This window comes from Robertmurraya dakarensis (assembly GCF_900156875.1).
In the GTDB taxonomy this organism is placed as follows: domain Bacteria; phylum Bacillota; class Bacilli; order Bacillales; family Cytobacillaceae; genus Robertmurraya; species Robertmurraya dakarensis.
Map to the genome: position 1 here is coordinate 39,092 of NZ_LT707403.1, position 13,611 is coordinate 52,702.

Annotated in this window: 13 protein-coding genes and 4 tRNA genes; all 17 read left to right on the plus strand. The window is 38.4% G+C overall.

The window, feature by feature from the left end:
* Positions 1-36 precede the first annotated feature (36 nt).
* The 17 genes from tilS to CZ487_RS00365 all read left to right on the plus strand — a co-directional run bounded on the left by tilS (position 37) and on the right by CZ487_RS00365 (position 13,567).
* Positions 37-1,464 (plus strand): tRNA lysidine(34) synthetase TilS, encoded by a 1,428-nt coding sequence (gene tilS, locus CZ487_RS00285; protein ID WP_084783091.1) that lies wholly within the window; start codon positions 37-39, stop codon positions 1,462-1,464.
* A complete protein-coding gene (gene hpt, locus CZ487_RS00290; protein WP_077210362.1) occupies positions 1,454-2,002 on the plus strand; it encodes a hypoxanthine phosphoribosyltransferase in 549 nt (182 codons plus the stop codon). Before tilS ends, hpt begins: the two co-directional genes overlap by 11 nt.
* Positions 2,003-2,142: 140 nt before the next feature.
* Positions 2,143-4,137 (plus strand): ATP-dependent zinc metalloprotease FtsH, encoded by a 1,995-nt coding sequence (ftsH, locus tag CZ487_RS00295; RefSeq protein ID WP_077210363.1) that lies wholly within the window; start codon positions 2,143-2,145, stop codon positions 4,135-4,137.
* 141 nt (positions 4,138-4,278) lie between these two features.
* Entirely contained in the window at positions 4,279-5,058 is a 780-nt protein-coding gene (locus tag CZ487_RS00300; RefSeq protein WP_077210364.1) for a type III pantothenate kinase, read from the plus strand.
* Positions 5,059-5,094: 36 nt separating this feature from the next.
* A complete protein-coding gene (hslO, locus tag CZ487_RS00305; protein ID WP_077210365.1) occupies positions 5,095-5,973 on the plus strand; it encodes an Hsp33 family molecular chaperone HslO in 879 nt (292 codons plus the stop codon).
* A gap of 61 nt (positions 5,974-6,034) precedes the next feature.
* Positions 6,035-6,910: a peptidylprolyl isomerase gene (locus CZ487_RS00310; RefSeq protein WP_077210366.1), complete on the plus strand. Its 876-nt coding sequence runs from the start codon at positions 6,035-6,037 to the stop codon at positions 6,908-6,910.
* Positions 6,911-7,079: 169 nt separating this feature from the next.
* Positions 7,080-8,003, plus strand: a complete 924-nt coding sequence (cysK, locus tag CZ487_RS00315) for a cysteine synthase A (RefSeq protein ID WP_077210367.1) — start codon at positions 7,080-7,082, stop codon at positions 8,001-8,003.
* A gap of 163 nt (positions 8,004-8,166) precedes the next feature.
* On the plus strand, positions 8,167-9,015 hold the full coding sequence (gene folP / locus CZ487_RS00320; RefSeq protein ID WP_077210368.1) for a dihydropteroate synthase: 849 nt from the start codon (positions 8,167-8,169) through the stop codon (positions 9,013-9,015).
* The gene (gene folB / locus CZ487_RS00325) at positions 9,008-9,373 is read left to right on the plus strand and encodes a dihydroneopterin aldolase (RefSeq protein WP_077210369.1); all 366 of its coding nucleotides are present in this window, start codon (positions 9,008-9,010) and stop codon (positions 9,371-9,373) included. Before folP ends, folB begins: the two co-directional genes overlap by 8 nt.
* Positions 9,370-9,897, plus strand: a complete 528-nt coding sequence (gene folK / locus CZ487_RS00330; protein ID WP_077210370.1) for a 2-amino-4-hydroxy-6-hydroxymethyldihydropteridine diphosphokinase — start codon at positions 9,370-9,372, stop codon at positions 9,895-9,897. Before folB ends, folK begins: the two co-directional genes overlap by 4 nt.
* On the plus strand, positions 9,849-10,064 hold the full coding sequence (locus CZ487_RS00335; RefSeq protein ID WP_077210371.1) for a helix-turn-helix domain-containing protein: 216 nt from the start codon (positions 9,849-9,851) through the stop codon (positions 10,062-10,064). The genes folK and CZ487_RS00335 overlap by 49 nt, the downstream gene beginning before the upstream one ends.
* Before the next feature lie 31 nt (positions 10,065-10,095).
* Positions 10,096-11,097 (plus strand): tRNA dihydrouridine synthase DusB, encoded by a 1,002-nt coding sequence (dusB, locus tag CZ487_RS00340; protein WP_077210372.1) that lies wholly within the window; start codon positions 10,096-10,098, stop codon positions 11,095-11,097.
* Positions 11,098-11,283: 186 nt separating this feature from the next.
* Positions 11,284-12,774: a lysine--tRNA ligase gene (lysS, locus tag CZ487_RS00345; RefSeq protein ID WP_474090871.1), complete on the plus strand. Its 1,491-nt coding sequence runs from the start codon at positions 11,284-11,286 to the stop codon at positions 12,772-12,774.
* A gap of 261 nt (positions 12,775-13,035) precedes the next feature.
* A tRNA-Val gene (locus CZ487_RS00350) sits at positions 13,036-13,111 on the plus strand.
* A 180-nt stretch (positions 13,112-13,291) separates the two neighbouring features.
* Positions 13,292-13,367, plus strand: a tRNA-Thr gene (locus CZ487_RS00355).
* An 8-nt stretch (positions 13,368-13,375) separates the two neighbouring features.
* Positions 13,376-13,451, plus strand: a tRNA-Lys gene (locus CZ487_RS00360).
* Between the two features lie 34 nt (positions 13,452-13,485).
* Positions 13,486-13,567 (plus strand) — tRNA-Leu (locus tag CZ487_RS00365).
* The last annotated feature ends 44 nt before the right edge of the window (positions 13,568-13,611 follow it).

The window sequence follows — 13,611 nt, forward strand, 5'->3', positions numbered from 1 at the left end:
AAATATTAATTAGCAATTTTAAAGGAAGAGTTTTTGATGTTAGAAACAAAGGTAGAAGCCTTTCTGCGCAGGAAAAATTTCAATCTTAGAGATAAAGGGATCGTGGTCGGGGTATCTGGAGGTCCTGATTCACTAGCTTTACTTCATTTTCTTTGGAGCAGGCAGAAGAATTGGAACTTAAAGATTGTTGCATGTCACGTCGACCATATGTTCAGAGGTGCAGAATCCGAACAGGAAGCGCAGTTTGTGAAGGATTTTTGCAAAAATAGAAATATCCCGATTGAATGGACTCAGATAGATGTCCCTAAGTTTATTGAACAAACCGGCTTAAGTCCAGAATCTGCTGCAAGGGAATGCCGGTATTCCTTCTTTCATAAAATTCTTAAGAAATATCGGTTTCCTTTATTGGCATTAGGTCATCATGGCGATGATCAAATTGAAACGATATTAATGAGATTAACAAGAGGGGGAACAGGGAAAGCTAGAGCTGGGATCCCTTTTTCAAGAACAATTCAAGAAGGAGAATTGTTTAGACCGTTTCTTTGTCTTAACAGAGAAGAGATTGAAACATACTGCTTCCATCATCATTTAGACCCAAGACGGGATCCGAGTAATGAAGAGGAAATTTACAGTAGAAATCGTTTTAGAAAGAGAGTACTGCCTTTTTTAAAAAAAGAAAATCCAAAGGTTCATGAACATTTTCAGCGTTTCAGTGAGGATTTAGAGAGTGATGAAATTTTTCTGCAGGAATTAACGGCAGATAAAATGAATATGGTAATGAAGAAGAGGACAAAGGATAAGATTACTATTGACGTAGAGGCATTTCTACTGATGCCAATTTCTTTACAAAGAAGAGGGATTCAACTAATATTAAACTATCTTTATAAAGTACGTCCTGCATCACTATCCGCATTACATATTGACCAGGTTTTCTCTTTATTAAACAGTCCTCATCCATCAGGTACATTGGATTTTCCAGAAGATTTACAAGTTGTACGTACTTATCAAGAGTGTCATTTCCAATTTTATTCTGTATCTGAAGTCAGCTCTTATTTCTTGGAAATAAACGAACCTGGTGAAGTAGTATTGCCGGGCGGTGACAGAATTAAAATGGAATATACACATCATGATATAGAGGACAACGATCGTTTTTCCTTTGCTTTTTCAATTGATGAAAGTCAATTACCTATAAAGGTTAGAACAAGGGAAAATGGTGACCGTCTTCAAATAAAGGGTATGAAAGGATCTAAAAAAGTAAAGGATCTTTTTATTGACCAGAAAGTACCAATACATAAGCGGAATAGCTGGCCTATTGTAACTGATAGCTTTGGTCAGATCATTTGGATACCAGGACTTCGAAAAGCTAGTGTTAAAACTGCGGAAAAAACGGGTAAACTAAGAAAAATTCTTTTAACATATTCTTGCAAAGATCTTCTAGGGGGAACAACAAAACATGAAAAATGATATTGAAAAGGTTCTAATAACAGAAGAAGAATTACAAACGAAAATCAAGGAATTAGGAGCACATTTAACAGAAGAGTATGATGACAAGTTTCCATTAGTCATTGGGGTTCTAAAAGGGGCTATGCCATTTATGGGGGATCTTCTTAAGAGGATCGATACATATCTCGAAATGGATTTTATGGACGTCTCTAGTTATGGGAATTCTACAGTTTCTTCTGGTGAAGTGAAGATTATTAAGGATTTAGATACTTCAGTTGAAGGAAGGAACATATTAATTATTGAGGATATTATTGATAGCGGCTTAACTTTAAGTTATTTAGTTGAACTTTTCCGTTATCGTAAAGCAAAGTCAATTAAGATTGTCACGCTTCTTGATAAACCAACTGGAAGAAAGGCTGATATTAAGGCGGATTATGTAGGCTTCATTGTTCCAGATGAATTTGTAGTAGGATATGGTTTGGATTATGCAGAAAAGTACCGTAACCTTCCTTATATCGGAGTGTTAAAGCCTGAAGTATACACTAATAAAGAAGAGTAAAGAATAAATTAAAACACTGGAAAACATTATGTCCTAAATAATCGGATAATAGCGGTATTTAGAGGGTAAATTCTTGTACTGACATAATTTACTATGATACTATTTACTATAGTTTGTTTTACCGTGGGAGGAGGTAAGGGATGAATCGGATTTTTCGTAATACCATATTTTATTTATTAATCTTCTTAGTCATTATTGGTGTTGTAAGCTTTTTCAACGGCAGTAATGAGCCAACAGAAGAAATGTCGTATGATCAATTTGTTACACACCTAGAAGCTGGTGAGGTCGAGGAGCTATCCATACAGCCTGAAAGAGGTGTTTATGAAGTACGAGGCAGACTCGCGAACTATGAGGAAGGCAAGGTCTTCATAACATATGTTTGGAATAGCGAGCAATTGCTGCAAAAGGTAGACGAGGCAGCAGCGGCATCAAAGGTAAGAGTCATGCCTGCTAAAGAAACAAGCGGTTGGGTAACATTCTTTACTTCCATTATTCCGTTTGTCATAATCTTTATTTTATTCTTCTTCCTTTTAAACCAAGCTCAAGGCGGCGGAAGCCGTGTAATGAATTTCGGTAAAAGTAAAGCGAAGCTTTACAATGATGAAAAGAAGAAAGTCCGCTTCAAGGATGTTGCGGGGGCAGATGAAGAGAAACAAGAGCTTGTTGAAGTGGTAGAATTCCTAAAGGATCCGCGTAAGTTTTCCGAACTTGGGGCTAGAATTCCAAAAGGTGTCTTGCTTGTAGGACCTCCAGGGACTGGTAAAACATTGCTTGCGAGAGCTGTTGCTGGTGAAGCTGGCGTACCGTTCTTCTCTATTAGTGGTTCAGACTTTGTTGAGATGTTTGTCGGTGTAGGGGCTTCCCGTGTACGTGATCTTTTTGAAAATGCAAAGAAAAATGCACCTTGTATTATCTTTATTGATGAAATTGATGCGGTTGGACGCCAGCGTGGAGCTGGACTTGGCGGAGGTCACGATGAACGTGAACAAACCCTAAACCAATTGCTTGTAGAAATGGATGGTTTCGGAGCTAATGAAGGAATCATTATCATTGCAGCGACAAACCGCCCAGACATTCTTGATCCAGCGCTTTTACGTCCAGGCCGTTTTGATCGTCAAATCACGGTTGACCGTCCAGATGTAAATGGTCGTGAAGCAGTTCTAAAGGTTCATGCGCGAAATAAGCCTTTGGCTGATAGTGTAGATTTAAAAGCGATTGCGGCACGTACTCCTGGATTCTCAGGTGCAGATTTAGAAAACTTATTAAACGAAGCTGCTCTGGTGGCGGCTCGTTCAAATAAGAAAAAAGTCGATATGGAAGATATTGATGAAGCAACGGACCGAGTCATTGCCGGACCAGCTAAGAAAAGCAGAGTTATTTCTCAAAAAGAAAGAAGAATTGTTGCTTTCCATGAAGCTGGTCATACCGTTATTGGTGTCGTCCTTGAAGATGCGGAAATGGTGCATAAAGTAACAATCGTGCCACGTGGTCAAGCCGGCGGATATGCCGTTATGCTTCCAAAGGAAGATCGTTATTTCATGACAAAACCAGAGCTTCTTGATAAAATTGTTGGATTACTCGGCGGACGTGTGGCGGAAGAAATTGTCTTCGGTGAAGTAAGTACAGGAGCACATAATGACTTCCAACGTGCAACAGGAATTGCTCGCCGTATGGTTACTGAATTTGGTATGAGTGATAAGCTCGGACCGCTTCAATTTGGTCAATCACAAGGTGGTCAAGTATTCTTAGGCCGTGACATTAACAATGAACAAAATTACTCAGATGCGATTGCGTATGAAATTGACCTTGAAATTCAACGTATCATTAAAGAGTGCTACGAGAAAGCGAAAAAGACTTTGACTGAAAATCGCGATAAACTCGATATTATTGCAAATACATTGCTTGAAGTGGAAACATTAGATGCGCAGCAAATTAAACATTTAGTTGAGCATGGTAAACTCCCTGATCGAACTTCCACTCCAGTCAGCATCGAGAAGTCGGACAATAATGAGGATGTTAAAGTAAACATCAGCATTAAAAAGGATGATGCAGAGGACTCTAAGGAAGAGAGTGATTCTAAAGCAGATTCCGCTGATAATGCTTCATCAGATAACGAGGATAAGAAAAAATCTTAATTTTAATTAGAGTGCCTGTTACAGGCACTCTTTTGCTTTTAAAAATGGCTGATAGATTTATACACAAGCGGGATCTATATATGGTATGATGTTTGCATATTATGAAAATACTTTAAAAATTAATATAAAGTGGTGAGACTGTTGATTTTTGTTTTTGATGTGGGAAATACTAATATGGTTTTAGGTGTATATGATCAGGATGAGTTAAAGCACTATTGGAGAATTGAAACAAGCCGTAATAAAACGGAGGATGAATACGGCATGATGATTAAGAGTTTATTTAGTCATGTAGGCCTTGAGTTTACTTCCATTGATGGAATCATTATTTCATCTGTTGTGCCTCCAATTATGTTTGCGCTTGAGAGAATGTGTAATCGCTATTTTGACATTAAGCCTTTGGTCGTTGGACCTGGCATGAAAACGGGCTTAGACATTAAGTATGAAAATCCAAGAGAAGTTGGTGCCGACAGAATCGTTAATGCAGTTGCAGCACTACATGAGTATGGAAGCCCGCTTATCATTGTGGATTTTGGTACGGCAACAACCTATTGCTACATCAATGAGCACAAACAATATATGGGTGGGGCGATTGCACCAGGTATTAATATTTCGACAGAAGCTCTGTATACGCGTGCTTCAAAGCTTCCGCGCATTGAAATTGCACGTCCTGAAGGGGTAGTTGGTAAAAATACAGTTTCTGCGATGCAGGCAGGTATTTTATACGGTTATGTCGGTCAAGTAGAAGGAATTGTGCAAAGAATGAAGACTCAAAGCAAGGAAAAACCAATGGTTATTGCCACGGGAGGACTCGCTCCGTTAATAGCTGAAGAATCACATGTAATTGATATTGTTGATCCTTTTTTAACTTTAAAGGGACTTCAGCTTATTTATAAACGAAATATGGAAAACCTAAAAAAATAAAACAATCATGATTTGCAGCTTGAAAGGAGTTAAAGAATGAAGGATTATCTAGTAAAAGCTCTAGCTTACGACGGTCAAGTGCGTGCTTATGCTGTTAGAAGCACGGAAACAGTGGCTGAAGCACAGAAACGTCATTATACTTGGCCAACAGCTTCAGCAGCATTGGGCAGAACGATGTCAGCGGGAATTATGATGGGGTCTATGCTCAAAGGAGACGATAAACTCACTATTAAGGTTGAAGGCGGCGGACCTCTTGGTGTCATATTAGTTGATACAAATGCTAAGGGTGAGGTAAGGGGATATGTCACAAACCCACAAACCCATTTTGATCTTAATGAACACGGAAAGCTGGACGTTCGCCGTGCAGTTGGAACAGAAGGCTTTATATCAGTAGTGAAAGATACAGGTTTAAGAGACTTTTTTACTGGACAAGTTCCAATTGTTTCTGGTGAGCTTGGTGAAGACTTCACCTATTATTTTGTTACGTCTGAACAGGTTCCGTCGTCAGTTGGGGTTGGTGTCTTAGTTAATCCAGACAACACAATACTTGCAGCTGGTGGTTTCATTATTCAATTAATGCCAGGTGCTGAGGAAGAAACCATTACGGATATTGAAAATCATCTTAAAAGAATACCTCCAATCTCAAAGTTGATTGAGAAGGGATTAACACCTGAAGAGATTTTAGAGGAAGTACTAGGAGAAGGAAATGTTAAAATCCTTGAGACTGTGCCAGTTTCTTTTCGTTGTACATGTTCAAAAGATCGATTTTCAAATGCTATTGTAAGTTTAGGTAAAGAAGAGATACAAGATATGATTGAAACAGATGGTAAAGCTGAGGCACAATGTCATTTTTGTAATGAAAAATATCAGTTTAGCGGAGAAGAGCTAAGAACCCTTATCGAGGAAGCAAAATAATTATTTTATCTTATTTGCAAGATGTTTAAATAGATAAAGAATAATTTAGGGGGAGAAAGGGTTGGAGAAAAAGCAGCTTTGGGTCATCATATCCGGATTAATCTTGGTAAATTGCCTGACAGTTGCTTTTTTCTTAACAAAGCAAGGAATAGGGCTTGGAAGTAATGAGGTTGTTGCAACAGTTGGCAATGAGGAAATTACTAGAGCTAACTGGTTGAGTGAAATAGAAAAGCGGTTCGGGAAAGATGTTTTAGAGGACTTAATTAACCAGAAGGTTATAAATGCAATGGCGGAAAAATATAGCATAAAGGTACCCGAAACAGCTATAGAACGAGAACTCCATTTAGTAAAAACCATGTATGGAACAGCAGATGATCAAACATCAAACGAAGAGGAATGGAAAAAGCAGATTGAGTATAGTTTAATGCTTGAAGAAATCATGACAAAGGATGTCGTTATTTCTGATGGAGAACTGGAGCGTTATTACGAACAAAATCGCAGTCTCTTTTCCATCCCTACCTCATATCATATTTCTCATATCGTCGTAAAAACAAAAGATGATGCAGAACAGACTTTTAAGGAACTTAAGTCTGGCTCCTCTTTTTCTACATTGGCAATGGAAAGATCAATCGATGAATTTAGTGCAGCACAAGGTGGAGATTTGGGTTATATACGTGAAGGTGATAGTTTTATACCATCTAACTATTTCCAAGTTATTCAGAAGATGAAACAAGGGGAATGGAGTAAGCCATTTCAAACAGGAGAAGGCTTTGTCATTGTTTTGCTTCATGAAACAATAAAAGGAAAGGATTACTCCTTTAAAGAAGTAAAAGGAGATATCCGCAGACAAATGGCTTTAGAACAAATGGAAGGCACTACTGCTGCAGAAGTTTTTTGGAATGAAATAAATGTTGAATGGTATTATGGGGAAGAATAAGCAAGACACGAGCTATCATGGCTCGTGTTTTTTTAAAAGATAATTATTACGAATTTGTGAATTTAACAGTAATTTGTGAATTTATTAAACAAAAAGATTGACATCATTACATAGTACTGGTAAATTTTAATTAAACCAATAAAAATACTCGGATTAAGAGGTGGAAGGTATGGCACGTATAGCAAATTCAATTACTGAGCTAATAGGACAGACTCCAATTGTAAAATTAAATCGCCTTGCAGACGAAAATAGTGCAGATGTGTATGTTAAGTTAGAATACTTTAACCCAGGAAGCAGTGTGAAAGATCGTATTGCGCTAGCGATGATCGAAGCGGCTGAGGAAAAAGGGCTATTAAAAGCAGGCTCTACTATTGTTGAACCAACTAGTGGGAATACTGGAATTGGACTAGCGATGGTTGCAGCTGCAAAAGGATATAAGGCTGTTTTAGTTATGCCGGATACAATGAGTTTAGAACGTCGTAACCTACTTCGCGCTTATGGTGCTGAGCTTGTCTTAACTCCAGGAGCAGATGGAATGAAAGGTGCAATTGCAAAGGCAGAAGAACTTGTGAAAGAAAATGGATACTTCATGCCTCAGCAATTTGAAAACCCAGCTAATCCAGAAGTTCATAGCAGAACAACTGGTAAAGAAATTGTCGAACAAATGGGTGACAGCCTAGATGCATTTGTATCTGGAATTGGTACAGGTGGAACCATTACTGGTGCTGGTCAAGTGTTAAAGGAAAAATACCAAAATATTAAGATCTATGCGGTAGAGCCAACTGATTCCCCAGTATTATCTGGAGGTAACCCAGGTCCTCATAAAATTCAAGGAATTGGAGCAGGTTTTGTTCCTTCTGTTCTTGATACAGAGGTTTATGATGGAGTAATTAAAATTTCAAATGATGAAGCGTTTGAAACGGCTCGTAAATCTGGAAATGAAGAAGGAGTTCTTTGCGGAATATCATCAGGTGCGGCGATTGCAGCAGCTCTTAAGGTTGCAAAAGAACTTGGAAAAGGTAAGAAAGTTCTCGCTATCCTTCCTGACAACGGAGAACGTTACTTAAGTACAGCGTTATATCAATTTGACTGAAATTAATGTTTTCAAACTATAAAAAGTTTATAATTAGAAGCAATGGTCAAAGGGCTATTGCTTCTTTTTATTGATTTCATGCAAGTCTTTTGAGGATTTTTCTATAACAAGGAGACAGACTAGTTAATAACTAGTATAAAACTGGCAAATTGGAGGAAGTACAATGGTGATTAAAACGCAAAACGATGTTATTGAAGCAGGACCATATAAATTAGAATTTAATAAAAAAACACTTATAATGGGAATTTTGAATGTTACTCCTGATTCATTTTCAGATGGAGGAAAACATAACTCAATTGAAAAAGCGGTACAACATGCAAAAAGGATGGTCGAGGATGGAGCTGATATCATTGATATTGGCGGTGAGTCTACACGTCCAGGTTATGAAAAGGTATCTGTTGAGGAAGAGATAGAACGAGTTATCCCTGTAATTGAAGCACTCTCAAAAGAAGTGAAGGTTCCATTATCGGTAGATACGTATAGTGCCGAAGTAATGAGAAAGTCATTAGAAGCTGGTGCTCATATTATCAATGATATTTGGGGAGCTAAAGCAGATCCAGATATGGCGAAGGTAGCAGCAGAATTTGATGCACCAATAATCCTGATGCATAATCGCGACAATCAGGATTATCAGGTTTTTTACCGGGATGTTTTGAATGACCTTTATGAGTCTATCCAAATCGTAAAAAATGCAGGGGTGAAGGATGAGAAAATTATTCTAGATCCCGGTATTGGTTTTGCGAAGGATCTCTCCGAAAATCTTGAAATGATGAGAAACCTGGATAAGCTGGTTTCAATAGGCTATCCTGTGCTCCTCGGTACATCAAAAAAGTCGCTGATTGGGGGAGTCTTGAAATTGCCTGTTAACGAACGGATGGAAGGGACAGGCGCTACGGTTTGTTTTGGGATTCAAAAAGGCTGTCAGATTGTTCGTGTCCACGATGTTAAGGAAATCAGCAGAATGGCGAAAATGATGGATGCTTTAATCGGAAAGGATCAAATAAATGGATAAGATTTATCTAAATAAAATGGAGTTTTACGGATATCATGGAGTTTTTCCAGAGGAAACTCGTTTAGGTCAGCGCTTTATTGTTGATTTATCAGTCGAAATCGATTTAAAAAAGGCCGGAAAAAGTGATCAGCTTGAGTTTTCTGTTAACTATGGAGAGCTTTACACGACATGCAAAGATATTGTTGAAGGTAAACCATTCAAGCTGGTTGAAGCACTGGCAGAGAAGATTACAGAAGTGGTTCTCTCTACTTACCAATTGGTCCAGTCATGCACGGTAAAGGTCATAAAACCTGATCCGCCTATTCCGGGACATTACGAATCTGTTGCTGTTGAAATAACAAGGAGTAGACCGATTTGAAGAATAGAGCATATATATCACTAGGCACAAATATAGGAGACAGGTATCAGAACTTAACGAATGCGATTACTTTACTAAAGGAAGATCCGGGTATAAAACTAGAAGATATTTCATCTGTGTACGAAACAGATCCTGTAGGTTATACTGATCAAGATCCATTTTTAAACATGGTAATTGGGATAAAAACTACATTAACACCTTTAAAACTATTAGATGTGTGCAATAATATTGAGAATTCACTTGGGAGAAAAAGGGAAATTAAATGGGGTCCACGAATTATAGACCTTGACATTTTACTATATAATCAAGAAAATATTGAATCAGAGAAACTTTTTGTTCCACATCCACGGATGCGCGAACGTTTGTTTGTACTTATTCCGCTGTTAGAGATAAATCCTGGAATTAAGATGCCAGGGACAGGCTGGTTGTTACAGTCCTACCTAGATGCTATACCAGATCGAAAAGGGGTTCGAATATGGAAGCAGAAAAATGGGGAAGACGTATTCGCGCTTTTCGCAAATTAAAAGGTTATACACAGGAAAGCTTAGCCCAAAGGCTAGGAGTTTCTGTGTCTATTTTAGGAGAGGTTGAACGTGGAAATCGTTTGCCTTCTAATGAATTGATTGAACAGGTTGCTAAAGAGCTTAGTATAAGTATTAATGATTTAGAACCTTCTTCAGAACAAGATTAACATAGAACACTTTTTATATGGAGGCTTAAAGATGTTAAAGATCGGCGATATTGAAATGAAGAATCCCGTTGTATTGGCTCCGATGGCGGGAGTATGTAACTCAGCATTTCGATTAACGGTAAAAGAGTTTGGTGCGGGCTTAGTTTGCGCTGAAATGGTGAGTGACAAGGGAATCGTCTTTAAAAATGAAAAGACGATGAACATGCTGTATATTGATGAACAAGAAAAGCCGCTTAGCCTTCAAATTTTTGGTGGGGAAAAAGAAACTCTTGTGGAAGCAGCTAAATTTGTAGATCAAAATACGAACGCTGATATCATTGATATAAATATGGGATGCCCAGTCCCTAAAATCACAAAATGTGATGCTGGTGCAAAATGGTTGTTGGATCCAAACAGGATCTATGAGATGGTGGCCGCAGTAGTGGATGCTGTTGAAAAGCCAGTTACCGTTAAGATGCGAATGGGTTGGGATGATGAACATATTTTTGCTGTTAAGAATGCGCAAGCGGTTGAACGAGCAGGCGGGAAGGCTGTTTCTCTTCACGGTAGAACACGTGTCCAAATGTACGAAGGGACTGCGAACTGGGAAATTATTCGCGAAGTAAAGCAATCTATTAATATTCCTCTAATCGGAAATGGTGATGTCCAAACGCCTGAAGATGCAAAACGCATGTTAGATGAAACGGGCTGCGATGGTGTCATGATTGGGCGTGCGGCTTTAGGTAATCCATGGATGATTTACCGTACTGTTAAGTTTTTAGAAACGGGCGAATTAATGGAGGAGCCATCTGTACGGGAAAAGATTGATGTGTGTATCCTTCACTTAGATCGTTTAATTGCGCTTAAGGATGAATTTATTGCGGTTCGAGAAATGAGAAAACATGCTGCTTGGTATCTAAAAGGGATTAAAGGAAATGCTAAAGTACGAAATGCAATCAATGAATGTGATACAAGAGAAGACCTTGTAACATTATTAAATGGTCTAGTTCTTGATATAGAGGAGAAGGAAAGAAATCAAGTTCAGGTTGGGTGAATTTGACTTCTTATGCATCTTTCTTTAATATTATAAAAGAAACTGCCAGTCTATATTGGCAGTTTTATTGTATTTAAAACAATTTTATGATGTCTGTTTACGCTGATTTGTGTAAAATAATATAGTATGTGCTTTAATAGGTAAGGAAATCACTTTACATATAGAAGATTGAAATTAATGGAGTTGATGAAAGTGAGTCATGAAGAATTAAATGATCAGTTGAGAGTTAGACGGGATAAAATGCAGCAAATGCGCGAAAAAGGATTAGATCCTTTTGGAAAACGTTTTGAGCGTACGGACTTTGCTGAGAATCTAGTAGAACAATATGGCGATATGGAAAAGGAAGAGGTTGACGGAAAAGAAGTTTCTGTTACTCTTGCTGGACGTATTATGACTAAGCGCGGCAAAGGAAAAGCGGGGTTCGCGCATATTCAAGATCTTACTGGGCAAATACAAATCTATATCCGTAAAGACGCTGTAGGCGATGAGCAATATGACATATTTGATAGCGCTGATTTAGGTGATATCATCGGTGTCACTGGAACTTTATTTAAAACAAAAGTTGGCGAGTTATCTGTTAAGGTTCAAGAATTTGTATTTCTATCAAAAGCCCTTCGTCCCCTGCCTGAAAAGTTCCATGGCTTAAAGGATGTTGAACAACGTTATCGTCAACGTTATCTTGATTTAATTACCAGCCAAGATAGTAAGAAAACTTTTATCACTAGAAGCCGTATTATCCAAGCGATGAGACGTTATCTAGATGACAATGGTTACCTTGAAGTTGAAACTCCAATGATGCATGCAATTGCAGGGGGAGCTTCTGCTCGTCCATTCATTACACATCACAATGCATTAGATATGCAGCTTTATATGAGGATCGCTATCGAGCTGCATTTGAAGCGTTTGATTGTAGGCGGCCTTGAAAAGGTCTATGAAATTGGACGTGTCTTCCGTAACGAAGGAGTTTCTACTAGACATAACCCTGAGTTTACAATGATCGAATTATATGAAGCCTATGCTGATTATCGAGATATTATGAGTTTAACTGAAAACTTAATTGCTCATATTGCTCAAGAGGTTTTAGGTACAACGACTGTTCAGTACGGTGAATACGAAGTGAATTTAAAGCCTGAATGGAAGAGACTTCATATGGTTGATGCCATTAAGGAATATACAGGAGTAGACTTCTGGAAAGAAATGAGCAAGGAAGAAGCTCAACAATTGGCTAAGGAGCATGGTGTTGAAATTAAAGACAATATGCTATATGGCCATATTGTTAATGAATTCTTCGAACAAAAAGTTGAAGAGAAGTTAATCCAGCCTACGTTCATATACGGACACCCTGTTGAAATTTCACCGCTTGCTAAAAAGAATGAAGATGATCCACGCTTTACAGATCGTTTTGAATTATTCATTGTAGCGCGAGAACATGCTAATGCCTTCACTGAGTTAAATGATCCTATTGATCAGCGCGAACGTTTTGAAGCGCAGTTAAAAGAACGTGAAGAAGGAAACGATGAAGCACATATGATGGATGATGACTTTATCGAGGCGTTAGAATATGGAATGCCACCGACTGGCGGATTAGGGATTGGAATTGATCGTCTAGTTATGTTATTAACAAACTCTCCATCTATCCGAGATGTATTATTATTCCCATTAATGCGTCATCGTTAATTCTATATCAATTACTTAAGCAGGAGATCAACACGAAATGATCTCCTGCTTTTTTATTGTTTAAATATTGTTCAAAAATTAATTGAAAAAGATCTTGCATGTGGCAAATGATAGTGATATATTATTATCTGTTGTTGTAATAGAATAATTTGTATTTTAAAATATATTTGACTTCTTACAACGCATTTGCTAAAATGAAAAAGTCGTTTTTAGAGACTATGTTCTTATGAGGATTAGGATATTGACAGTCACTTACAATATGGAGGATTAGCTCAGCTGGGAGAGCACCTGCCTTACAAGCAGGGGGTCGGCGGTTCGATCCCGTCATCCTCCACCATGATTTTTTCACGAAGTGAAAATAATTCATGCCGGCCTAGCTCAATTGGTAGAGCACGACCGAATAAGCATCCTGCTTAAGCTTCAGCATACTGATCGAGCTGCTGCTTGAATAATCATTCTGAGATCAGGATGACGTTTTGCAACGTTTAATCCCGCATGTTAATTATAACTATATTAAGCCGGCCTAGCTCAATTGGTAGAGCAACTGACTTGTAATCAGTAGGTTGGGGGTTCAAGTCCTCTGGCCGGCACCATTATTCGTGAGCCATTAGCTCAGTCGGTAGAGCATCTGACTTTTAATCAGAGGGTCGAAGGTTCGAGTCCTTCATGGCTCACCAAAGTTTTTGTAAATGCAAAACTTTCTATCATTATGCGGGTGTGGCGGAATTGGCAGACGCACTAGACTTAGGATCTAGCGCCGCAAGGCGTGGGGGTTCGACTCCCTTCACCCGCATTAGTAAATATAAATACCCTGCGGAAGTAGTTCAGTGGTAGAAC